Below are 20532 nucleotides of genomic sequence, written 5' to 3'. Positions count from 1 at the left end.
GGCCTCAGCCGCCGTTGGTCTTTTGCTCGGGCTTGGGCTCGGCGGGCTTGCCTTCAGCCTCGGCGGCGGGCTTGTCGTCGGGCAGGCCCTTCTCGATCTTTTCGAGGATCTTGGGCAGGTCCTCGGGCTCGGGCTTCAGGTCGCGGGCGTGGTTCCACTGGAACTTGGCCTCGAGCTTGCGGCCCACGCGCCAATAGGCGTCGCCCAGATGGTCGTTGATCACCGGGTCGGAAGGCTTCAAGTCGATCGCCTTTTCGAGGATGCGGACCGCCTCGTCATATTGCGCCAGCCGGTAATGGGCCCAGCCCAGGCTGTCGACGATGTAGCCGTCGGTGGGCCGCTGCTCCACGGCGCGCTTCAGCATCTTATAGGCTTCGTCGAGGTTGACGTTCTGGTCCACCCACGAATAGCCGAGATAGTTCAGCACCAGCGGCTGCTCGGGGTAGAGCTCCAGCGCCTTCTTCATGTCGGCTTCGGCCTTGGGCCACTGCTTGATGCGCTCCAGCGAGATGCCGCGGAAGTAGAACAGCGTCCAGTGACCCTGGTCGGGCGTGCCGATCGCGGCGATCGCCTTGCCGTAGGTGTCGGCCGACTTCTCGAATTCCTTGCGCGACCGATAGACGTTGCCAAGCGCGGTGAGCGCCTCGACGTCGGTCGGGTTCTTGGCCACCACGGCCTCGAGCTGCTTCACCGCCTCGTCCTTGCGGTCGAGCTGCTCCAGGTTGAGGGCGATCTGGATGTCGGCGCTGCGGCGCAGCGGCGAGCTGGCCAGCACCATGTCGTAGATGTCGTTGGCGCGCTCGCTCTGCTTCATGCGGTCGTAGATGTCGGCCAGCGTGATCACCGCGAGGCCGTTCTTCTCCTCCAGCCAGAGCGAAAGGCGCAGGTAGATCATCGCCGCGAGTTCGTCGCCGGTGCGGTTGCCGGCGGCGCCCAGCCCATACAGCACCTCGGCGACGCCGCCGGGCACGTCCGCGATGGCGGGCTCCAGATTGCCGCCGCTCTCCAGCGTGGCGATGGCGGCCGTGACCAGCGGGTGGCGCGGCAGCAGCTTGTCGAAGGTCTTGTAGACCTCGAGCGCCTCCTTGCGCTTGCCGACGCGGGCCAGGAAGCGGCCATACACGTCGACCATGCGCAGCGTGCGGCTCTCGGCCTCATAGGCGCCCTTCAGGCGCTTCTCGGCCTCGACCTTGTCGCCGCCGACTTCGGCGATGAGACCCGCATGGTAGTTGCGGAACACCGCGATGGACTCTTCGCCCTTCACGCTGTCGATGGTCTCGATCGCCTTCTTGAGATTGTTGGAGCCGAGCCAGCTCCAGGCCGTCATCAGCGTCGCGGTGAGGTCGGCGGTGCGGTTGCGCCCGCCCGCCGCGAGGCGCTGGCGCGCCTTGGCGTATTGCTTGGCCTTGATGTCGCGCACGCCGAGCACGAGCTGCGCCAGGCCATTGCGCGAATCACGTCCGGCGGCGAGCCGCTCCGCGAGCTTCACGGCCTCCGGATAGGACCCCTCGGCCAGCAGCGACACGAAGGCGCGCTCGGTGAGGTCGGCGCTGCGCGGATCGTCCCGCAGGGCCTCGCGGTAGAAGAACGCCGCCGCGCTGGTGTCGCGCGCCGCGCCCGCCACCACGGCGGACAAGTAGTTGCCCGACAACGTGTTTCCGGCGTCCACCGCATCCGAGTAGCCGCCGCTGCCACGCGCCTGCGCGAAGGCGCAACTGGCCAGCAAGGCCGCCGCGGCGACGAGCGGGCGCATGCGATGAAGGGGTCGGCGGAGGCTCGCAATCGTCACGCTGTGTGTCGCTTTCCGTCTTTGTCCGGCGGGCGGACGGCCAGGCAATCTGGAGGCCATTCTTCGGGCCGCAACATGGCGTTTTTGCGGGACTGCGGCAAGCGGGGCCGACGGCGTGCGGCGATTGGGCCTTTTGATCGCAACTCTCTCCCGCGCAGCGGGGGAGATGTCGGCGGAGCCGACAGAGGGGGCGGAGTTACTCGGATCACGGCGCAGCCGCACCCTCCCCTTGAGGGGGAGGGTCGACGGGCGCAGCCCGGCGGGGTGGGGTGTCGCCGGGGACGGGCGGGGGCTCCATCGGCAAGCCTGAGACTCAATCCCAGCGTCACCCCACCCCGCCGCTGCGCGGCGACCCTCCCCCTCAAGGGGAGGGTGGCGCTTCGCGCGCGCTCTGCCCTGCCCGCCTCACATGTTCGGGTAGTTCGGGCCGCCGCCGCCCTCTGGCGTCACCCAGGTGATGTTCTGCGACGGGTCCTTGATGTCGCAGGTTTTGCAATGGACGCAGTTCTGGGCGTTGATCACGAAGCGCGGGTCGGTCTTGGCCTCGGCGTCCGCGTAGACGACCTCGTAGACGCCCGCCGGGCAGTAGAGCCGGGCCGGCTCGCCATAAAGCGGCAGGTTGCGGGCGATCGGGATTGAGGGGTCCGTCAACTTGAGGTGCGAGGGCTGGTCTTCCTCGTGGTTGGTGGCCGACAGGAACACCGACGAGAGCTTGTCGAACGAGATCACGCCGTCCGGCTTCGGGTAGACGATGGGCTTGACCTGGTCGATCGTCTTCAGGGTGGCCGAATCCGGCTTGCCGTGGCCGAGCGTGCCGAAGAGCGACAGGCCGAAGAGCTGGTTGGTCCACATGTCGAGCGCGCCGAGGCCGACGCCGACCGCGGTGCCGAACTTCGACCAGAGCGGCTTGACGTTGCGGACGCGCTTCAGGTCCTGCCCGATGGCGCTGTCACGCCAGGCGGCCTCGTAGCTCTTCAGCTCGTCATTGGCGCGGCCCTCGTTCAGCGCCGCCACGACGTGCTCGGCGCAGAGCATGCCGGAGAGCACGGCGTTGTGGGAGCCCTTGATGCGCGGAACGTTGACGAAGCCGGCCGCGCAGCCGATCAGCGCGCCGCCCGGGAAGGCGAGGTTCGGCACGGACTGCCAGCCGCCTTCCGTGATGGCGCGCGCGCCGTAGCTGATGCGCTTGCCGCCCACGAACACGTCGCGAATCATCGGGTGCTGCTTGAAGCGCTGGAACTCGTCGAAAGGCGACAGCGTCGGGTTCTCGTAGTTGAGATGCACCACGAAGCCGACCGCCACGAGGTTGTCCTCGAGGTGGTACAGGAAGGAGCCGCCGCCGGTCTTCATGTCCAGCGGCCAGCCGAAGCTGTGCTGCACGAGGCCGGGCTTGTGCTTCTCGGGCGAGACCTGCCAGAGCTCCTTGAGGCCGATGCCGTATTTCTGCGGGTCGCGACCCTCGTCCAGCCCGAAGCGCTTGATGAGCTGCTTGGAGAGGCTGCCGCGCGCGCCCTCGCCGAACAGCACGTATTTGCCGCGCAGCTCCATGCCGCGCGCGAAACCGTCCTTGACCTCGCCGGTTTTGGACACGCCCATGTCGCCCGTGGCGACGCCGACAACCTCGCCATTGTCGCCGTAGAGCACCTCGGCGGCCGCAAAGCCCGGGTAAATCTCCACGCCCAGCGCCTCGGCGCGGGTCGCGAGCCAGCGCGCCACGTTGCCGAGCGAGACGATATAGGCGCCGTGATTGCTCATCAGGCCGGGCATGAAGCCGTTGGGCAGGCGCACGCCGCCGGCTGGTCCCAGCACATAGAAGCGGTCGTCCGTGACGGGCGTCCTGAGCGGCGCCTCGGGGTCCTCGCGCCAATCGGGCAGCAGCTTGTCGAGGCCGATGACGTCCACCACCGCGCCGGACAGGATGTGGGCGCCGACCTCGGAGCCCTTTTCCACGACCACGACGCCGAGATCGGGGTTGAGCTGCTTGAGCCGGATGGCGGCCGACAGGCCGGCCGGGCCCGCGCCCACGATCACCACGTCGTAATCCATGCCCTCGCGGGGCATGGCCTGAGCCTCGGCCAGATCCATCGTCACCCTCGTTCGGCCAAGCGGCCGTGTTGTGTGCGCTCCACCCGCCCAACCATATAGTTCACGTATGAACTAACGCAAGAACAGGCGACGGCCGCGAGGGCCGCCCTTCTTGCAGTAACAAAGCCCGGATGGCTGCGCCATAGGCCGAAGCGCTGGTTTCGCCCGGATCGGGCAGCTAGAATAGGCGGATGGAATTTTCCGAGTTCGATCCGGGCCGCGCGGCGGCCGACCTTCTGGCGTGGTACGCCGCCATGGGGGTGGACGCGCTTGTCGACGACGAGCCGCATGACCGCTTCGCCGAGGCGCCGCAGCCGCAACGGCCGCGCGAAGCCGCGACCGCCGAAGTCGCCCGGCCGGTGGGGTTTGCGGGCGCGTCGGCGGCGGCCGAGGACGTCGTCGCCGAAGCCCGGATGCTGGCGCGCTCGGCCGCGACGCTGGAGGACTTGCGCGCGCTTCTGGACAAGTTCGAGGGCTGCGCCCTGAAGCTGACGGCGCGCAGCCTGGTGTTCGCGGACGGCAACCCCGAGAGCCCGGTGATGTTCGTCGGCGAGGCGCCGGGCGCCGAGGAGGACCGCGCCGGCGCGCCTTTCGTGGGCCGTTCGGGGCAGCTGCTGGACCGCATGCTTTCCGCCATCGGGATGGACCGCAGCCAGGTCTACATCGCCAACGTGATCCCGTGGCGCCCGCCGGGCAACCGCACGCCGACCCCGCAGGAATCGGCCGTGTGCCTGCCCTTCATCGCGCGGCAGATCGAGCTCTCAAAGGCCAAGGTGCTGGTGTGCCTGGGCGGCGCTTCGGCGCAGACGCTGCTCGGCGTCAAGGACGGCATCACCCGCACCCGCGGCCGCTGGATGGACTACGACGCCGGCTCGCGCCGCCTCAAGGCCATCGCGACGCTGCACCCCGCGTATCTGCTGCGGCAACCGCTGCAAAAGCGGCTGGCGTGGCTGGATTTCAAGATGATCCGGTCGGCGCTGGAGGGGTGAGAGGGCCTGTGCCCGGGCGGCGCCAGCAACTCCGTCCCCGATGGCACGCCTCTCTCCGTCATCCCCGGCGGCGCGAAGCGCCGGGAAGGGGATCCAGGAGTGAGCGCCTTTGCCCCTGGATCCCCTTCCCGACCTGCTTCGCAGGTCGCCGGGGATGACGGTGAGGGAGTGCGGCTGGCGCCGAACCTGCGACGTGATTGCGCCACCCTCCCCGTCATTGCGAGCGGAGCGAAGCAATCCAGGCGCTTGGCGGGAAGCTCACCGCTTCCGAAATCGGCCTCATGCCCGGCGCCTGGATTGCTTCGTCGCTTCGCTCCTCGCAATGACGGGAGGCTGTTCCCAAGGGGGCTGCCCTTCAAACGAAAACGGCCGCCCGGAGGCGGCCGTTTTGCAATCCATCCAGCCCGGCTCAGTTGAGCTTGGAGCGGACCTCGGCGAGGCCCTTGGCGAGGAGGGCGTCGGCGGAGGTCGCGACGTCCTTGCGCAGGATCTGCTCGGAGGCCTTCACGGCGGTCTCGGCGGCGGCGGCGCGGACTTCGGCGGTGGCCGAGACCTCGGCCTGGGCGATCTTCTGCTCGGCCATGCGGGTGCGGCGGGTGACGAAGTCGGCCAGCTTGGTCTGGGCGTCGGCGGCGAGGCGCTCGGCTTCCAGACGGGCGGTGCGGATGATCTCGGCCGCCTCGGCCTCGGCTTCCTGGCGCTTCTTCTGGTAGTCGGCCAGCACCTTCTGAGCCTCCTCGCGGAGGATGCGGGCGTCCTCGAGCTCGGCGCGGATCTTGTCGCCGCGCTTGTCGAGGCCGCTCACGAGGGCGCTGAAGCCCCCGACCTTCCAGACGAGGCCGACGAAGATGAAGAACGCGACCGCGACCCAGAATTCGGCGTCATACAGCATGGTTGCGGTTCCTTAACGGCCGAGGGACTGGGACACGGCGGCGTCGACCTCGTCGGTCGACGGCGTGCGGCCCACGAGCTGCTGCACGATCGCCGCGGTGGCGTCGGCCGCGATGCCGCGGACATTCTGCATGGCGGCCGTCTTGCCGGCCACGATCTGGGCCTCGGCGGCCTCGAGCTTGGCGTGCAGGTCGGCCTCCAGCGCCTTGCGGCGGGCGTCGGTCTCGGCCTGGAGCTTGTCGCGGGTCTCGCCCGCGATGGCCTGCGCGTTGGCGCGAGCGTCGGCGAGGGCCTTCTCGTAGGACGCGATGGCGTCGTCGGTCTGGCCCTTGAGCTTGGCGGCGGCTTCGAGATCGCCCGTGATCTTGCCGTTGCGCTCGTCGAGGATGCGGGCGACGCGCGGCAGCGCGACCTTGGACATCAGGAGGTAGAGCGCGCCGAAAGCCAGCGCGAGCCAGATCAGCTGCGAGCCGAAGGTGCTGCTGTCGAACGGGGGAAACGCCCCGCCCGCCGCGTGGGCTCCGCCATGCGCCTCGGTTGTTGCCTGCGTCGTCGTCGCCATGACCTCACCTTGAAAACGGGGGCGCCCTGTCAGGGAGCGCCCGGGGCGGGTTCAACCGCTCCGGGCGCGCTGAGGGCGACCGACCTTGAGCATTCGCCGCGCGATGGCGGCCCGCCGGCCTCAGCCGGCGCAATGCCTTGCGTCGATCAGACGGCGAACAGGAGGAGCAGCGCGATCAGCAGCGAGAAGATGCCGAGCGCTTCCGTCAGCGCGAAGCCGAGGAGCAGGGTGCCGCGCTGGCCGTCGGCGGCCGACGGGTTGCGCAGGGCGCCCGAGAGGAACTGGCCGAACAGGTTGCCGAGGCCGATGCCAGCGCCCGCCATGCCGAGGCAGGCCAGACCAGCGCCAATGTACTTCGCAGCGACGGGATCCATGGAAAACTCCTATGAGGTCGGATCGGTAGGGAGGGATTGTCCCGGTCGGGAGATCAGTGACCGGGGTGGAGGGCGTCGTTGAGGTAGATCGAGGTCAACGTGGCGAACACGTAGGCCTGGAGCACCGCAACAAGAACTTCGAGAGCCGTGAGCGCGACCGTGAGGGCGAGCGGCAGCGGCGAGATGATGCCCCACGCGCCGGCGGCCAGCAGCGAGCCGATGAAGCCCGCGAAGATCTTCAGCGCGATGTGGCCGGCCAGCATGTTGGCGAACAGACGCACCGACAGGCTGATGGGGCGGGAGATGAACGAGATGATCTCGATCGGCACCAGGATGGCGAGCATGATCGGCGGCACGCCGCCCGGCACGAACAGGCCGAAGAAGTGCGTACCGTGCTTCATCACGCCGTAGACCACGACCACGCCGATCACCAGGAGCGCCAGCGCGGCCGTGATGATGATGTGGCTGGTAACCGTGAAGCTGTACGGGATGAGGCCCGCGAGGTTCAGGATCAGCACGAACATGAACAGCGAGAACACGAAGGGGAAAAAGCGCATCCCCTCATTGCCGGCAGAACTTCGGACCGTGTTGGCGACGAACTCGTAGGAGAGCTCCACCATCGACTGCAGGCGGCCCGGAACGAGGCCGCGGCCCGCCGTGCCGGCCAGCATGAACAGCGTGATCACGCCCACCGCCACCAGCATGAACAGCGAGGACTGGGTGAACACGATCTCCTGGTTGCCGAGATGGCCCAGGGTGGCGATGTTCTTCAACTGGAACTGATGGATCGGATCGGCCATGGCCGGTCTGGCCCTCTCTCGCTTTTGCGGACCGGAATGGTCCGCGCCTGTCGGCCGCCGGGGCGGCCTTCGAAACTACTGTGGCGGCCGGAGGAAACCGGACGCCCGCATCACGTTCCAGACGCCGGCGCCGAAGCCCAGCATCATGCCGACGATCAGCCCCCAGGGCTTGGAGCCCGTGAAGCTGTCCACCGCCCAGCCGAGACCGCACCCTGCGATGATGCCGGCCACGAACTCCGTCGACAAACGGAAGGCCTTGCCCATCGCGGAGGGGTCACCCCCGCTCGTCTGGCTCGCGCGCCGCTGCTCCTGCCCGGTGTCCCGGACTTCGTCAAGGCGCTTTCCCAGACGCTGAAGCCTGGCTTGGAGATCGACATCCTCTGAGGCGCGGGACTTGTCCCCGTTCCCGTGTGGCGTTCCGTCATTCTGCATGGCGAAGCCGCGCTCCCGGGCACGGAGCGCCTCCCTGGCGCCCCCCTGAAAGTCGCGCGCACCATAGTTTCCGCCCCGGCAGGTGTCAAGAATGCGGCATAAGGGCTTATGTTGTTGATTTGGCTTAATATTCAACCGTTGCGACGAAGGGATGGGGTCGTTTGTCCAATGCGGTTGCGAGGAGGTTGCGGGTTGGGCGATGGGCGGACCGGAAAACCGGCGCCGATCTCTCTCCCCCGATCGAGGCCATCCTCCGCGTCATTGCGAGCCGGAGGCGAAGCAATCCAGCCTAAAGGCCCGGCGTTAGACTGGATTGCTTCGCTGTCGCTCGCAGTGACGGGAGGGTGTCACGGGCTCCTCAGCGCCTCCGCGTCATTGCGAGCCGGAGGCTAAGCAATCCAGCCTAAAAGGCCCGGCATTAGGCTGGATTGCTTCGCTGTCGCTCGCAATGACGGAGGGTGTTCCGTCGAGTGCGCCAAATCCTAAACAGCCTCGGCTACCAGCTTTTCGGCCAGGCCGAGATCCACGGACACGAGCTGGCTCACGCCGCGCTCGGCCATGGTGACGCCGAAGAGGCGGTCCATGCGGGCCATCGTGATGGGGTTGTGGGTGATGACGAGGAAGCGCGTCTCGGTGCTCTTGGCCATGTCGCGCAGGAGGTCGCAGTAGCGCTCCACGTTGCTGTCGTCCAAGGGCGCGTCGACCTCGTCGAGCACGCAGATGGGCGACGGGTTGGTGAGGAACACGGCGAAGATCAACGCGATTGCGGTGAGCGCCTGTTCGCCGCCGGACAGAAGCGTCATGGTCTGCGGCTTCTTGCCGGGCGGGCGGGCGACGATCTCGAGGCCGGCTTCCAGCGGGTCATCCGATTCGATCAGTTCGAGCTGCGCGGTGCCGCCGCCGAAGAGGCTGGTGAAAAGCCGCTCGAAATGGCCCTGCACCACCTCGAAGGCGGCCAGCAGGCGCTCGCGGCCTTCGCGGTTGAGGCTCTGGATCGCGGTGCGCAGGCGCTTGATGGCCTCCGTGAGGTCGTCGCGCTCGCCGGTGAGCGAATCGCGCTGCGTCTCGATGGCGGTGAGCTCGTCCTCGGCGCGCAGGTTCACGGCGCCGAGGCGTTCCCGGTCGCCGCGCAGCGATTCGAGGCGGCGCTCCACCGAGGGGGCGTCCGGCAGCTCGGCGCCGGGCGCGACGCCGCTGAGCTCCGGCAGGCGATCCGGCGTCGCCTCCAGCCGCTCCGCGACGGCGCGGACCAACTCGGAAAACCGCTCGCGGGCGGCTTCGAGCCGCGATTCGGAGCGCACCTTTTCTTCACGCGCGGCCGCCAGCGCGGCGAGCGCGTCGTGGGCCACGCGATCGGCGAGAGCCTGCGCCTGCGTGGCTTCGGCCAGCCGGTCGCCGGCCGCCTTGCGGGCGGTTTCGGCGTCACTGATCCGGGACAGGATCTGACGGCGCTTGTCCATGAAGAGCTCGGGCGCGTCGCGGAGCTGCTCGCGCTCCTCCTCGATCTCGGAGCGGCGGCGTTCCACTTCCTCGATCTGGCCCACGGCGCGGCTGCGGCGCTCCGTCCAGGCCTGGCGCTCGGCCACGATCGCGTCGCGGCGGCGAGCGCGAAGCTCCACCTCGCGCTGCATGGTCTGCACGAGGATGCGCGCCTCGTTGGCGGCCTGCCGGTCCTGCGCGGCGCGGGCCTTGGCTTTCTCCAGCCCGGCCTCCAGCTCGGCCGCGCCCGGCATGTCGGCGAGCTGCTGCGCGAGATGGTCGCGCCGGGCGCCGGCCTCCTCGCTCTCGGCAGAGAGGCGGCTATGCGCCTCCGCCAGCGCCGAGCGCTTGGCCGCCACCTCGCCCCGGCGGCGCTGCGCGGAGGCGAGGCGCTCACGCACGGCGTCGAGGCCGCGACGCATCATCTGCACGGTCTCAAAGCCCATGGTCTCGTCCTGCGCGGCGGCGCGGACGGCGGCTTCGGCGCGCTCGCCCTCGTGGCGCAGGGCTTCGGCGGCCTCCCGGGCGGCCTCGGCCTCGCTCTTCAGGTCGGCGAGGCGGGCGCGTTCGGCGAGGCGCCGCGCCGCCGGGGTGGGCGCATCCGCCGCGGTGGTGAAGCCGTCCCAGCGCCAGAGGTCGCCCTCGCGGCTGACGAGGCGCTGGCCGGGGCGCAGCGAAGCCCGCAGCCGCGCGCCCTCGTCCCGCGCGACGACGCCGATCTGGCGCAGGCGTCGGGACAGCGCCGGCGGGGCCTGGACGTGATCGGACAACGGCGCGCAGCCGGCCGGGAGCGCGGGGTCGCCCTCCCCGGCGCCGGTTTCGGCCCAGTGCGTCGGGGCGGCTGCGTCGATGGCGGCGTCGAGGTCGTCGCCCAGCGCGGCGCCCAGCGCGGTTTCGAAGCCGCGCTCTGCCGTCAGCCTGTCGAGCGCGCGCGGCCAGTGCTTGCCGGCGTCGGCGGCCAGCATCTTTTCAAGTGTCCGAGCCTCGGTTTCCAGCCGCTGCGCCGTGCGGTCGGCGTCCTGCGCGGGGCCGCGCAGCCGGTCGCGGGCGTCGCGGGCGGCGGCGTGCGCCTCGCGGGCGGCCTGCGCGCTGTCCTCCGCCTCGGCGGCGGATTCGGCGACCTGCTCCATCTCGGCTTCCAGCGCCTCCAGCCCGACGTCGCCGCCCAGGCTGGCGTCCAGCGCCGCGAGGTCGCGGCCGACCCGCTCGGCCTCGCGCGACACACGCGCCACGCGCTCCTCGGCTTCCCGGATGGCCCGCTCGGCGGCGCCGCGGCGGGCGTTACGGTCCGCCAGCGCCGATTGGGCCGCCGCGAGCGCGGCTTCGGTATCGAACAGCACGTCCTCGAGCTCGGCGAGGCGCTCGCGCGCCTCGGCCTGCCGCTCGGCGGCGTCGCCATAGTCGTCGTCGAGCCCTTCTTCCTCGGCGGCGAGACGCTCCAGCGCGGCGGCCGCGTCATCCAGCAGCGCGCGCTCGCGCTCGGTGTCGCGCACGAGCTCGAAGGCGCGGCGCTCCAGCTCGGCGGCGCGTTCGCCGGCGCGCTTTTCCTCGGCGTCGAGGCTGTCGCGGGCCAGCACGAGCCGTTGCAGCGCGGCGGCGGCGGCCGCTTCCGCGTCGCGCAGCGCCGGGACGGCATGCGCGGCGACGGCCTGGTCGCGCGCCGCCCGCCCTTGCGTGGCCGTGCGCTCGGCGACGACGCGCAGGTCTTCGCCCACCTTGCTCTCGGCCGCCGCCACGGCGTCGCGGGCCTCGCGCCAGCCGATATAAAGAAGCAAGGCCTCGGACCGGCGGATATCGGCCGCCAGCGTGCGATAGCGCGTGGCCTGCCGGGCCTGCCGCTTCAGGCTCTCCACCTGCGCGTCGATCTGGCCGAGCACGTCTTCCAGCCGCAGCAGGTTTTCCTCGGCGGAGCGCAGCCGCATCTCGGCCTCGTGCCGGCGCGAATGCAGGCCGGCGATGCCGGCGGCGTCCTCGAGAATGCGGCGACGGGCCTGCGGCTTGGCGGCGATGATCTCGCCGATCTGCCCCTGCCGCACCATGGCGGGCGAACGCGCGCCCGTGGCGGCGTCGGCGAACAGCAGCTGGACGTCGCGGGCGCGGACCTCGCGGCCGTTGATGCGGTAGGTGGAGCCCGCCTCGCGCTCGATGCGGCGGGATACGTCCAGCGCCTCGGCGTCGTTGAACATGGCCGGCGCGGTGCGCTCGGAATTGTCGACCAGCAGGGCGACTTCGGCGGTGTTTCGGCTCGGCCGGTTGCCGGAGCCCGAGAAGATGACGTCGTCCATGCCGGATGCGCGCAGGCTCTTGAACGAGCTTTCGCCCATCACCCAGCGCAGCGCCTCGACGAGGTTGGACTTGCCGCAGCCGTTCGGCCCCACCACGCCGGTGAGGCCGGGCTCGATCAGGAAGTCGGTCGGCTCGACGAAGGTCTTGAAGCCGACAAGGCGCAGGCGCGTGAGCTTCATGCCGGGCGCCCGCGATCAGTCGTGACGGCGCGGGCCGGGGGCCACCCAGGCCCCAGCCGCTCAGCCCCCGACGAGCGGGGTGAGGATCTTGTCCAGTTCCTCAATCGATAGCGCCCCGCGCTGCACCTGCCCGTTGATGAAGAAGGTGGGGGTGGAGTTGACCCCCATCTTCTCGGCCCCGCGATCCTTGACCCAGTTCACGGCGTCATAGATCTGCTGGTTCTTCAAGCAGGATTCGAATTTTTCCTGTGTGAAACCGGCCTGTTTCATGAGCTTGGAGAGGGCGTCCACGGGCTTGTCCGTGAAGGCCCAGTCGCGCTGCTTGGAGAACAGGAGATCCGTGACGGCGTAGTATTTGTCGTTGCCGTCGCAGCGGGCCAGCATGAAGCCAGCGGTCGCGAGCGGATCCAGCGGGAACTCGCGCAGCGTGAAGCGGACCTTGCCGGTGTCGATGTATTTCGCCTTCAGCGTCGGCCAGGTCTTCTCGTGGAAGGCGGCGCAGTGCGAGCAGGTCATCGAGGCGTATTCGATGATCGAGACCTTACAGTCCTCCTTGCCCAGCCAGACATCGCCCAGCGGGCCCGCCACCGCGAGGTCGGCCGCCGTGGTGGATTGCGCCAAGGCGCTGCGCGGGAAAGCCGGCAAGGCGGCCATGAGGCCGGCGACGGCGAGACCCTGGACGACGGTGCGGCGGGTTATGATCACGAAAATCTCCTCGATCGAAAAAGAGGCCGGCTCTCCCGGCCGGCGCGCGTTCGGCTGGACTGTGAAACGACGGCGCCATTGTGGCAAGACAAGCGTTCGTTTCAGCGGTTCACGAGATTGCGTTCGGGTAGGCGCGCCGCTGTGGCGCAGTGCTCTCTGAAGCCCCTCGTCCTTCGAGACACATCGCCAAGAGGCGATGTTCCTCAGGATGAGGGGTCGGGAGCGTGAAAGGATGGCGTAAAGATCTGCGCCGGCTCCTCAATGCCCTCATCCTGAGGAGCAGGCCCACTTGGGCCTGCGTCTCGAACGACGAGGGTCCATGACGCTAGAGCCCCACTCACCCCTCCTTGCGCGCCATGATGCCGGCGCCGAGGCGCACGAGCGCGTCGCGCAGGCCGTCGTCCTGCACCTCGCCGACGCGCTCGCGGGCGGTTTCGACCATGCGGGCGTCGGGCAGCGGCACGACCTTCCTGGCCACTCGGTCGCGTCCCACCGGGCCCTGCCGGAAGGTGAGCCTGCCGACGCAGCGCCAGCCATAGCGGGTGTTGACGCGCTCCACGATCAGCGGCGCGAGGTGCTGCAGCTCCAACGCGAAGGCGCTCTCGACGCGCACCACCAGCACGGCGGGCTCGGATGGCTCGTCCGGGCCCATGCCCTTGGGGCGGCGCGGCCACTGGATTTTCACCGGCTCGCAATAGGGCGCCAGCCTGTCGCCGACGATCTCCGGCCAGGCGACCACGACGTCGGAGGCCGCGAAGCCCTGGGCGGCGAGCGCCGGGGCGATGCAGTCGTCGACGAGTTCGGCGAGCGCGCGCGTGCTTTTGCGGAAGGGCGGTCTGGTGGCCAAGGCAGCGACGATCCGTTCGATTGCGCCGGCGGCGTGGGCGCGGCTACACAGGGCCGGCATGGTAACCGCTCCCCTCTCCCCGGCAAAGCCGCGCGCGAACGCGCCCCGGCCCGACCCCGCCGCGCTGCTCGCCTGGTACGACCGCCACCGCCGCGCCCTGCCCTGGCGGGCGCCGCCGGGCGTAGCCGCGGATCCATACCGGGTGTGGCTCTCCGAGATCATGCTGCAGCAGACCACCGTGCGGGCCGTGAAGCCCTATTTCGAGCGGTTCCTGGCGCTGTTTCCTACCGTGGAGGCGCTCGCGGCGGCGCCCGCCGAAGATGTGATGAAAGCCTGGGCGGGGCTCGGCTATTACTCGCGCGCCCGCAATCTCCATGCCTGCGCGCAGGCCGTGGCGGCGGAGCATGGCGGGCGGTTTCCGGCGAGCGAGGACGGGCTGCGGGCGCTGCCGGGGATCGGCGCCTACACGGCGGCGGCGATCGCCTCCATCGCGTTCGACCAGCGCGCCATCGTGGTGGACGGCAATGTGGAGCGCGTGGTGACGCGGCTGTTCACGGTGGAGCAGGCGCTGCCCAAGGCCAAGCCGCTGATCCGCGACCTCGCGGACGGGCTGACGCCCGACGCGCGGCCGGGCGATTTCGCGCAGGCGATGATGGATCTCGGCGCCACCATCTGCACGCCCAAGAGCCCGGCCTGCGGCCTGTGCCCGTGGCGCGAGCCCTGCCACGCCCGCATCGAGGGCACGCAGGAGAGCTATCCGCGCAAGGAGAAGAAGAGCGGCGGAGCCCTGCGCTTTGGTGCGGCGTTCGTGGCCGTGCGTGCGGACGACACGGTGTTGCTGCGGACCCGGCCGCCGAAGGGCCTGCTCGGCGGCATGACGGAGCCGCCCGGCACGGCGTGGAGCGCGGATTTCGACCCTGAGGGGGCGCTCGCCTCCGCGCCGCTGGCGGTCGAATGGCGGCGCTGCATCGGCGTGGTGGAGCACACCTTCACGCATTTCCCACTGCGGCTGACGGTGTTTCGCGCCGACCTGCCGGCCGGGACCCCCGCCCCCGAGGGCTGCCGCTGGATGCCGATCGCGACCGTGGACGGCGAGGCGCTGCCCACCGTGATGCGCAAGGCCGTTGCGCTGGGACTTGGGGGATGAGCCCGATTGAGGCCGAAGGCCCACCCTCCCCTTGAGGGGGAGGGTGTGGCTGCGGCGTTCTCGTCGAGGAAGCGGCGGCTCGATCAGGCCGCCGGCATGGTGGCGCGGAGCGTCTTGCGCAGGGTGTCGATGGGCTCGAGGCCCTTCTTCGACGCGGTGTGCCAGAACGTCCAGCCGTTGCAGGCCGGGAGGCCCTGCGCGAGCGCGCCCATCTTGTGGATCGAGCCGATCATCTTGCCCATCGCGAGCGAGCCGTCGGCGCGGACCACCGCCTCGTAGCGGCGGCGTTCGTCGCACAGCACCGCGCCGGGGGCGAGCAGGCCCGCCTCCACGACGGACATGAACGGGATGCGCGGCTCCGAGCGCTTCTCGGGCGGGCTCAGCAGGGCGTCGGCCGGCAGCGGCTCCACGGCGGCGATGCGGGCCAGCGCGGCGTCCGCATAGGCGCGCTCGCGCTCCACGCCGATGAAGCTGCGGCCGAACCGGCGCGCCACCGCGCCGGTGGTGCCGGAGCCGAAAAAGGGATCGAGCACCACGTCGCCGGGATTGGAGCTCGACATCATGATGCGGGCGAGCAGCGCCTCGGGCTTTTGCGTCGGGTGCAGCTTCTTGCCGTCGCCGTCCTTCAGCCGCTCGCCGCCGGTGCACAGCGGCAGGTACCAGTCGGAGCGGACCTGCAGGTCCTCGTTACCGGCCTTCAGCGCGTCATAATGGAAGGTGTAGCCCTTCGCGTCCGGGCCCTTGGTGGCCCAGATCATGGTCTCGTGCGCGTTGGTGAACCGCCGCCCGCGGAAATTGGGCATGGGGTTGGCCTTGCGCCAGACGACGTCGTTCAGGATCCAGAACCCGAGGTCCTGCAGGATCGCGCCGACGCGGAAGATGTTGTGATAGGAGCCGATGACCCACAGCGTGGCGTTCGGCTTCATCACGCGCCGGCAGGAGAGCAGCCAGGCGCGGGTGAAATGATCGTAGGCCTCGAAGCTGGCGAACTTGTCCCAGTCGTCGTCCACCGCATCCACCAGCGACTGGTCGGGGCGGGTGAGCGCGCCTTCGAGCTGCAGATTGTATGGGGGATCGGCGAAAACCAGGTCAACGCTGGCGTCCGGCAATTTGGCGAGCTCGGCGACGCAGTCGCCGACCATAACCGTATCTAAGGGGAGAACAGAGCCTCCCACCCGAGGTGGCGACGACGGACTCCCGGTACGCGAGACCTTATTCCGGGATCCGACGTCGACTGCCTCGGTACGCTGGGCACCCATGACACAGCACCATTTACGCAACCGAACAGATGCGAAGATGCGGGCGCCAAGGTAAAAGCGAAGTTTCCAAGTTGAAAAAAATTCGTCTCGAATAAGAACAACGCTAGGCAATTCCTGCCTATTCTATGGTTTATTCTTCATTAACGGCTGCGCCGCCGAGGGGCGAGAATGTGAAGCGATGAAAGGGACACGGTCCCACCGCAGCCAATGCGGCGCGGTGCGCGGCCGTTCCATAGCCGGCATGCCGCTCGAAGCCGTAATCCGGATAGGCTGCTCCCAATCGGCTCATCAGCCGGTCGCGCGTGACCTTGGCGACGATGGAGGCGGCCGCGATGGAGCACACCAGCATGTCGCCCTTGATCACCGCTTCGCCGGGGCCCTCCCAGCGCGGCAGGTCGCGGCCGTCCACCAGGATGTAGTCGGGCCGGGCCGCGAGGCCGGAGAGCGCGCGGCGCATGGCCTCCAGGGTCGCCTTGCGAATGTCGGTGGCGTCGATGGCGGCGGCCGACATGGAGCAGACGGCCACGTCCGCGCTGGCGAGGATTTCCTCGAACAGTTCCTCGCGCCGCGCGGCCGCCAGCATCTTGGAGTCGGCGAGACCCTTGGGAATGCGGCGCGGGTTGAGCACCACGGCGCTCGCGACGACCGGGCCGGCGAGCGGGCCGCGGCCGGCTTCGTCGACGCCCGCCACGATGGCGTAGCCGTCGCGCATCAGGGCGCGCTCGCGCTTGAAGTCTGGCGTGGTCTGGGGCGCGGGGGGCGCGGAGGCGATTCGCGACATCGCGCCATCCTCGCCGGATCGCGCCGGCGGGCAAGAGCCGGAGCGCCGCAGTCCCCGTTTTCCTCGCGCCTAGGCGCCGTCGGGGCCGGGCAGCACGATGCGGCCTGACGCGTCCAGCGGCCAGTGCGGATTATGGGCGATCTCCCAGACATGGCCATCGGGGTCGGCAACATAGCCGACATAGCCGCCCCAATCGGTCTCGTGGCCCGCCTTCAGCTGGGTCCCGCCGGCCGCGGCGGCCTCCGCCAGCACGCGGTCGACGGCCTCGCGGCTGCGCTGGTTCTGCGCCAGCGTGAAAGACGGCGCTGAGCCGGGCGGCGACGGGGCGGCCGGTTGCAGCCCGAGATCCGCCGCGAGCGCGTCGCGGCCGTAAAGCGACAGCACCATGCCGTCGAGATCGAAGAACGACACCTCCGCCTGGCTGGCGAAGGACAGCGGCCAGCCCAGCGTGGCGTAGAACGCCGTGGAGCGGGCCACGTCCGCGACCGCGAGGGTGATCAGGCTGACGCGGGGCGGCACGGGCATGAGGGATCGCTTCTCTGCGGGAAATTGGGAATTGGCGTCCTTCTCCCCTCGGGAGAAGGTGGCCCGAAGGGACGGATGAGGGTCTGATAGGTCGAAAGTGGCCGCCATCGGCGCCAATCACGAGGCGTCAGTCCTCATCCGGCTGCTTTGCAGCCACCTTCTCCCGGGAGAGAAGGACGCGCAAACACCCGGCGACTTGATCTCATAGGGAGGGGGCGCCTCACGAGTTCGGCCGTTGGAGAATGCCCGCTCCCTTAAAACAGCGTCAGCTGCTCCCCTGCCCGCTTGGGCGGGGAGAACAGGTCGGTGCGCAGCTTCAGGCGGCGCTTGTTGAAGCCGAGGCGTTCGGCCGCGATCTCGAAGCGGCGGCCGATCATCCAGGCGTAGGGGCCGTCGCCGGTCATGCGCTCGCCCCACTTGGCGTCGTAGTCCTTGCCGCCGCGCGTGGAGCGGATCAGGGACAGGACGTGGCGCAGCTTGGCCGGGTGGTGCTCCAGCAGCCACTCGCGGAAGAGGTCGCGCACCTCCAGCGGCAGGCGCAGCAGCACGTAGCCGGCCTCGCGCGCGCCGGCCGCATAGCAGGCTTCCAGGATGCTCTCGATCTCGGGATCGTTCAGCGACGGAATGATGGGGGCCACCATCACGGAGGCCGGGATGCCGGCTTCGGACAACTGCCGGATGGCGTCGATGCGCTTCGTGGGCGTCGAGGCGCGCGGCTCCATCGTGCGGGCGAGCTTGGGATCTAGCGTCGTCACCGAGAGCGCCACCTTGGCGAGACCCTTCTCGGCCATGGGGCCGAGGATGTCGATGTCGCGCGTCACCAGCGCCGACTTGGTGACGATGCCGACCGGGTGGTTGGCGCGGGCCAAGACCTCCAGCACGGAGCGCATCACCCGCCGCTCGCGCTCGATCGGCTGGTACGGATCCGTGTTGGTGCCGATCGCGATGGTGCGCGGATTGTAGCCCACGGCCGAGAGTTCGCGCGCCAAAAGCTCGGGCACGCCCTCCTTGACGAAGAGCTTGGTCTCGAAATCCAGCCCCGGCGACAGGCCCATATAGGCGTGGGTCGGCCGGGCGAAGCAGTAGACGCAACCGTGCTCGCAGCCGCGATATGGGTTGATCGAGCGGTCGAACGAGATGTCGGGCGACTCGTTGCGGGTGATCACCGTCCTGGCTTTCTCGAGCGTGACCTCGGTCTTGAAAGCCGGAAGTTCGTCGAGGCTGTTCCAGCCGTCGTCCTCGACCACGCGCTCGATCGGCTCGTAACGGCCGGAGCGATTGGTGACGGCGCCGCGGCCGCGGCGGCGCGCGGCGTCCACCGGGTCGGGGTCGCGCCGGCCGTCGCCGATCTGGTAGTTCAAAGGCCTGGGCTCGGGGCGGAGCTTCAGCATGGGGCGATTCCATCCGTGAACATATGAGGAACAGACACTGGAACGGCGCTTCGCGCAAGATGTTCCTTTTCTGTTCCGTCCACTTTGCAGCTTCCGCACGCAATTTGGGCGTTTCAGGCTCGTTTTGCCACTTCCGGGCAGTCGAGCCCGCCGCCGCGCCGTGTTAATGGGGCGGATGCTCAGCGTAATCATCCCGGTGCTGGACGACGAGCCGGCGCTTCTCGACACGGTGGCGGCGCTCGTGCCGGCGGCGGCCGAGGGCGTCGTGCGCGAGATGTGGCTGGTGGCGCCGAGCCTCCAGGGCTACCCGGCCGTGGTGGCGGACGCCGCCGGCTGCGGCATCGTGGAAGCGCGAGGCGACCGGGCCGCCATGCTGGCCGCCGCCGCCGCGCGGGCGCGATCGATCTGGACGCTGACGCTGGAGCCCGGCCTCGTGCCGGCCGGCGGCTGGATGCAGGAGGCGGCCGATTTCGTGGCCGGAGCGGACGGCGAGCGCGAAGCAGCCGTGTTCTCGCTTGCGCCGCGCGGCGGCCACGGCAGGCTCGCCGCCGGCATGACCAACTGGCGCGCCAGCCTGTTCGGGCGCGGCCGCCCGGCGCAGGGGCTCATCGTCGCGACCGCGCGGCTCGCGGCCGGGCGGACGGCGCCAAGGGCCGTGCGGCTGTCGAGCCCGATCATCGACCGGCGAAGCCGGAGGTAGTCGCCCCCGCAGCGGCGTCCTATCGGGTTGTTAGTTTCCCGCCGTCATCCCCGGCCGGAGAGGCGAAGCCGCGGAGGGGAAGGGATCCAGAGCAACCGAGCCTGTGGCCCCTGGATCCCCTTCCCGGCGCTGCGCGCCGCCGGGGATGACGGTGGAGAGTTGGCGTTTGGCCTGAAAGCGTGGCGCTCTCCCGCTCCCTGCGTCGGCTCAGAGACGTTGCGTCTGGAAGGTGTTGCAGGTGCGCAGGTCGCCGCTCTTCAGGCCGGTCATGAGCCAGCGGACGCGCTGCTCGGAGGAGCCATGCGTGAAGCTGTCGGGCACGGCGTAGCCCTGCCCTTGCTTCTGCAGCCGGTCGTCGCCGATGGCGGTCGCGGCGTTCACGGCGTTGCGGACGTCGTTCTCGTCAATGTTGCGGCGCTTCTCGTTCATCTTGGCGGCCCAGACGCCCGCGAGGCAGTCGGCCATCAGCTCGACGCGCACCGAGAGGTTGTTGGCCTGAGCCTTGTCGCCGGAGCGGCGCTGCGCCTCCTGCACCTTGGGCAAGATGCCGAGCAGGTTTTCGACGTGGTGGCCGACCTCGTGCGCGATCACATACGCGTAGGCGAAGTCGCCGCCGCCGCCGAAGCGGCGCTGCATGTCCTGGAAGAAGGACGTGTCGAGATACACCTTCTGGTCCAGCGGGCAGTAGAACGGCCCCATGGCGGACTGCGCCGAGCCGCAGGCCGACTGCGTGGCGCGGGAAAACAGCACGAGGCGCGGGGCCCGGTATTCGCGGTTCGCCTGCGCGGGCATGAGCTGCGACCAGACATCCTCGGTCTCGCCCAGGATCTTGGCGACGAAGCGACCGGAATCGTCCGTCGGCTGGCTGGTGGGTCCGGAGCGGGATTCCTGCGTGGGGGCGCGGCCGCCGGTCACCATCTCGGCGCCGCCGATGAGGATGCGCGGGTCGATGCCGAGCGCCCAGCCGGCGAGGCTGAGCACCACGATCGCGCCGATGCCGAGGCGGCCGCCGCCGAGGCCGAAGCCGCTTCCCCCGCCGCCGCCAAAGCCGCCGCCGTCGCCGCGGCGGTCCTCGACGTTCTCGGAAGTGCGCAGATCATCCCAACGCATGGCGTTTCCCCTCAGGGCGCGGCGGGTCCGTTCCGCGCAGTCTCAGGCACAAATGGCGTGAGCGGGGTGTTGGTTGCAAGAGGGATCGGGGAATGAAGGGTGGCGGGCGAAGCAACTCTCTCCCGCGCAGCGGGGGAGATGTCGGCGCGAGCCGACAGAGGGGGCGGTCGAGCGCCGCTTGCTCGCAGTGCGGCGCTCGAC

The 20532-nt window shown here is 69.7% G+C and carries 18 protein-coding genes; 3 read left to right on the top strand and 15 right to left on the bottom strand.

What is annotated here, in order from left to right; all coding sequences use genetic code 11:
• Positions 1 to 4: 4 nt before the first annotated feature.
• Both AC1DSZ_RS21035 and AC1DSZ_RS21030 read right to left on the bottom strand, forming a co-directional pair.
• Positions 5 to 1753: a tetratricopeptide repeat protein gene (locus tag AC1DSZ_RS21035; RefSeq protein ID WP_476840290.1), complete on the bottom strand. Its 1749-nt coding sequence runs from the start codon at positions 1751 to 1753 to the stop codon at positions 5 to 7.
• 441 nt (positions 1754 to 2194) lie between these two features.
• Positions 2195 to 3874, bottom strand: coding sequence for an electron transfer flavoprotein-ubiquinone oxidoreductase (locus AC1DSZ_RS21030; RefSeq protein ID WP_476840289.1), 1680 nt, complete (start codon positions 3872 to 3874; stop codon positions 2195 to 2197).
• Positions 3875 to 4065: 191 nt separating this feature from the next.
• On the opposite strand from AC1DSZ_RS21030, the gene AC1DSZ_RS21025 reads away from it, so the two are divergent.
• Entirely contained in the window at positions 4066 to 4863 is a 798-nt protein-coding gene (locus AC1DSZ_RS21025) for a uracil-DNA glycosylase (RefSeq protein ID WP_476840288.1), read from the top strand.
• A 409-nt stretch (positions 4864 to 5272) separates the two neighbouring features.
• Here AC1DSZ_RS21025 and AC1DSZ_RS21020 read toward each other — a convergent pair whose 3' ends face one another.
• The 8 genes from AC1DSZ_RS21020 to AC1DSZ_RS20985 form a co-directional block, all read right to left on the bottom strand.
• A complete protein-coding gene (locus AC1DSZ_RS21020; RefSeq protein ID WP_476840318.1) occupies positions 5273 to 5752 on the bottom strand; it encodes a F0F1 ATP synthase subunit B family protein in 480 nt (159 codons plus the stop codon).
• 15 nt (positions 5753 to 5767) lie between these two features.
• The gene (locus tag AC1DSZ_RS21015; RefSeq protein ID WP_476840287.1) at positions 5768 to 6316 is read right to left on the bottom strand and encodes a F0F1 ATP synthase subunit B; all 549 of its coding nucleotides are present in this window, start codon (positions 6314 to 6316) and stop codon (positions 5768 to 5770) included.
• 146 nt (positions 6317 to 6462) lie between these two features.
• The gene (locus AC1DSZ_RS21010) at positions 6463 to 6690 is read right to left on the bottom strand and encodes a F0F1 ATP synthase subunit C (RefSeq protein WP_091831801.1); all 228 of its coding nucleotides are present in this window, start codon (positions 6688 to 6690) and stop codon (positions 6463 to 6465) included.
• A 53-nt stretch (positions 6691 to 6743) separates the two neighbouring features.
• Positions 6744 to 7490 carry a F0F1 ATP synthase subunit A gene (locus AC1DSZ_RS21005; protein WP_476840286.1) on the bottom strand — a complete coding sequence of 249 codons (747 nt, stop codon included), beginning with the start codon at positions 7488 to 7490 and terminating at the stop codon, positions 6744 to 6746.
• A 75-nt stretch (positions 7491 to 7565) separates the two neighbouring features.
• Positions 7566 to 7754 carry an AtpZ/AtpI family protein gene (locus tag AC1DSZ_RS21000; RefSeq protein WP_476840285.1) on the bottom strand — a complete coding sequence of 63 codons (189 nt, stop codon included), beginning with the start codon at positions 7752 to 7754 and terminating at the stop codon, positions 7566 to 7568.
• A gap of 650 nt (positions 7755 to 8404) precedes the next feature.
• Positions 8405 to 11866, bottom strand: coding sequence for a chromosome segregation SMC family protein (locus tag AC1DSZ_RS20995; protein WP_476840284.1), 3462 nt, complete (start codon positions 11864 to 11866; stop codon positions 8405 to 8407).
• Between the two features lie 60 nt (positions 11867 to 11926).
• Positions 11927 to 12568 (bottom strand): DsbA family protein, encoded by a 642-nt coding sequence (locus AC1DSZ_RS20990; protein WP_476840317.1) that lies wholly within the window; start codon positions 12566 to 12568, stop codon positions 11927 to 11929.
• A 340-nt stretch (positions 12569 to 12908) separates the two neighbouring features.
• A complete protein-coding gene (locus AC1DSZ_RS20985; RefSeq protein WP_476840283.1) occupies positions 12909 to 13418 on the bottom strand; it encodes a DUF721 domain-containing protein in 510 nt (169 codons plus the stop codon).
• Between the two features lie 58 nt (positions 13419 to 13476).
• Here AC1DSZ_RS20985 and mutY point away from each other — a divergent pair, with 58 nt between their 5' ends.
• On the top strand, positions 13477 to 14565 hold the full coding sequence (gene mutY / locus AC1DSZ_RS20980; RefSeq protein WP_476840282.1) for an A/G-specific adenine glycosylase: 1089 nt from the start codon (positions 13477 to 13479) through the stop codon (positions 14563 to 14565).
• 83 nt (positions 14566 to 14648) lie between these two features.
• On the opposite strand, the gene AC1DSZ_RS20975 is transcribed toward mutY, so the two are convergent.
• The 4 genes from AC1DSZ_RS20975 to AC1DSZ_RS20960 form a co-directional block, all read right to left on the bottom strand.
• A complete protein-coding gene (locus tag AC1DSZ_RS20975; protein ID WP_476840281.1) occupies positions 14649 to 15824 on the bottom strand; it encodes a DNA methyltransferase in 1176 nt (391 codons plus the stop codon).
• Between the two features lie 130 nt (positions 15825 to 15954).
• Positions 15955 to 16605 (bottom strand): ribonuclease HII, encoded by a 651-nt coding sequence (locus AC1DSZ_RS20970; RefSeq protein ID WP_476840280.1) that lies wholly within the window; start codon positions 16603 to 16605, stop codon positions 15955 to 15957.
• 69 nt (positions 16606 to 16674) lie between these two features.
• Positions 16675 to 17130 (bottom strand): VOC family protein, encoded by a 456-nt coding sequence (locus AC1DSZ_RS20965; RefSeq protein WP_476840279.1) that lies wholly within the window; start codon positions 17128 to 17130, stop codon positions 16675 to 16677.
• A 254-nt stretch (positions 17131 to 17384) separates the two neighbouring features.
• Positions 17385 to 18521 (bottom strand): PA0069 family radical SAM protein, encoded by a 1137-nt coding sequence (locus AC1DSZ_RS20960; RefSeq protein WP_476840278.1) that lies wholly within the window; start codon positions 18519 to 18521, stop codon positions 17385 to 17387.
• 175 nt (positions 18522 to 18696) lie between these two features.
• Between AC1DSZ_RS20960 and AC1DSZ_RS20955 the strand changes: the two genes are divergently transcribed.
• A complete protein-coding gene (locus AC1DSZ_RS20955; RefSeq protein ID WP_476840277.1) occupies positions 18697 to 19221 on the top strand; it encodes a glycosyltransferase in 525 nt (174 codons plus the stop codon).
• A gap of 207 nt (positions 19222 to 19428) precedes the next feature.
• On the opposite strand, the gene ypfJ is transcribed toward AC1DSZ_RS20955, so the two are convergent.
• Positions 19429 to 20331, bottom strand: a complete 903-nt coding sequence (gene ypfJ / locus AC1DSZ_RS20950; RefSeq protein WP_476840276.1) for a KPN_02809 family neutral zinc metallopeptidase — start codon at positions 20329 to 20331, stop codon at positions 19429 to 19431.
• Positions 20332 to 20532 lie beyond the last annotated feature (201 nt).

The organism is Alsobacter sp. P4_H11, from assembly GCF_056400925.1.
This window is presented reverse-complemented; position numbering and strand designations above follow the sequence as displayed.

Excerpts from the sequence above, each read along its gene's own strand:
- AC1DSZ_RS20965 (WP_476840279.1), bottom strand. The coding sequence starts at position 17,130 with ATGCCCGTGCCGCCCCGCGTCAGCCTGATCACCCTCGCGGTCGCGGAC.
- AC1DSZ_RS20995 (WP_476840284.1), bottom strand. The coding sequence starts at position 11,866 with ATGAAGCTCACGCGCCTGCGCCTTGTCGGCTTCAAGACCTTCGTCGAG.
- AC1DSZ_RS21025 (WP_476840288.1), top strand. The coding sequence starts at position 4,066 with ATGGAATTTTCCGAGTTCGATCCGGGCCGCGCGGCGGCCGACCTTCTG.
- AC1DSZ_RS20975 (WP_476840281.1), bottom strand. The coding sequence starts at position 15,824 with ATGGGTGCCCAGCGTACCGAGGCAGTCGACGTCGGATCCCGGAATAAG.
- mutY (WP_476840282.1), top strand. The coding sequence starts at position 13,477 with ATGGTAACCGCTCCCCTCTCCCCGGCAAAGCCGCGCGCGAACGCGCCC.
- AC1DSZ_RS21010 (WP_091831801.1), bottom strand. The coding sequence starts at position 6,690 with ATGGATCCCGTCGCTGCGAAGTACATTGGCGCTGGTCTGGCCTGCCTC.
- AC1DSZ_RS20970 (WP_476840280.1), bottom strand. The coding sequence starts at position 16,605 with ATGTCGCGAATCGCCTCCGCGCCCCCCGCGCCCCAGACCACGCCAGAC.
- AC1DSZ_RS21015 (WP_476840287.1), bottom strand. The coding sequence starts at position 6,316 with ATGGCGACGACGACGCAGGCAACAACCGAGGCGCATGGCGGAGCCCAC.
- AC1DSZ_RS21000 (WP_476840285.1), bottom strand. The coding sequence starts at position 7,754 with ATGGGCAAGGCCTTCCGTTTGTCGACGGAGTTCGTGGCCGGCATCATC.
- ypfJ (WP_476840276.1), bottom strand. The coding sequence starts at position 20,331 with ATGCGTTGGGATGATCTGCGCACTTCCGAGAACGTCGAGGACCGCCGC.
- AC1DSZ_RS20960 (WP_476840278.1), bottom strand. The coding sequence starts at position 18,521 with ATGCTGAAGCTCCGCCCCGAGCCCAGGCCTTTGAACTACCAGATCGGC.
- AC1DSZ_RS21005 (WP_476840286.1), bottom strand. The coding sequence starts at position 7,490 with ATGGCCGATCCGATCCATCAGTTCCAGTTGAAGAACATCGCCACCCTG.
- AC1DSZ_RS21035 (WP_476840290.1), bottom strand. The coding sequence starts at position 1,753 with ATGCGCCCGCTCGTCGCCGCGGCGGCCTTGCTGGCCAGTTGCGCCTTC.
- AC1DSZ_RS21030 (WP_476840289.1), bottom strand. The coding sequence starts at position 3,874 with ATGGATCTGGCCGAGGCTCAGGCCATGCCCCGCGAGGGCATGGATTAC.
- AC1DSZ_RS20955 (WP_476840277.1), top strand. The coding sequence starts at position 18,697 with ATGCTCAGCGTAATCATCCCGGTGCTGGACGACGAGCCGGCGCTTCTC.